Genomic DNA, 501 nt, shown 5'->3' with positions numbered 1-501 from the left:
CACGTCGATGTCCCCGGCGATGTCCAGCGCGGCGCTGTGCGGGGTGGTCACCGTGCCGGTGTCGTCGAAGATCTCCAGATGGCTGGTGGTCGCCGGGACGCTGATCCGGATCGGGGTGTTGCGCGACAGCTGCCGGTAGTACGGCGAGACCGGGTTACGGGGGCTGTACTTCCCGTGCCGGTTGTTCAGGCCGAACGTGTACCTGGACGGGTCGGCCTCCGACGCCCAGGACGACAAGCCGCGGGTGCCCTGCATGTCCGACTCCGTGCGCACGTCCGCGCTGATGTCGGTCCAGATGCCGCCCAGGTTGAGCTCGGTGGTGATGTCCACCCGTCACGTCACCTTCCCTTGCCCGTAGGCCCTCTGCACGCTGCCGCCGCCGTAGACGACGACCGAGCGGCGCATGAACCGGTTGAAGTCGTCCTCGGAGCCGACGAACCGCACCGTCACGTCCCGGGCCGCGGCCCCTGCGCGGCGCACCCCGGTGGGGGTGACGTCGGC

General features: G+C 70.1%; 1 pseudogene. It reads right to left on the bottom strand.

Features of this window, described 5'->3' with window-relative positions:
- Positions 1-330 (bottom strand): annotated as a pseudogene (locus IG84_RS38550) (hypothetical protein); the annotation flags it as partial.
- Positions 331-501: the final 171 nt, after the last annotated feature.

Origin of the sequence: Streptomyces ochraceiscleroticus, assembly GCF_000720485.1 — a bacterium.
GTDB classification, from domain to species: domain Bacteria; phylum Actinomycetota; class Actinomycetes; order Streptomycetales; family Streptomycetaceae; genus Streptomyces; species Streptomyces ochraceiscleroticus.
Note: the sequence above shows the minus strand (reverse complement) of the source record. Positions and strands in the feature narration are given on the sequence as shown.